The sequence below is a fragment of the Leifsonia sp. HAY1-4F genome, assembly GCF_056755275.1.
In genome coordinates this window covers 1-247 of sequence record NZ_JBNDHX010000489.1, presented here as the reverse complement: position 1 = coordinate 247, position 247 = coordinate 1, and the positions used below count along the sequence as shown (strand labels likewise).

Here is a 247-nt window from a genome sequence, read left to right as displayed (position 1 = left end):
CATCCGCACCGTCGCGGCGTCTGCGGGCTATATGATCGCAACTGCCGGCGATGATATCGTCGCGGGCGATACCTCGATCACGGGGTCGATCGGCGTCATCTTCCAATATCCGCAGGTCAAGGATCTGCTCGACAAAATCGGGGTTTCGCTCGACGAGATCAAGTCTGCGCCGCTGAAGGCCGAACCGTCGCCTTTCCATCCGGCCAGCGAAGACGCCAAGAATATGATCCGCAATATGGTCATGGAC

Annotated in this window: 1 protein-coding gene; it reads left to right on the top strand. The window is 58.7% G+C overall.

Going from position 1 to position 247, the window contains the following annotated elements:
• Positions 1-247 (top strand): S49 family peptidase (locus tag ACPYOG_RS20240; protein ID WP_481295878.1); only part of this gene is annotated, 247 nt, incomplete at both ends.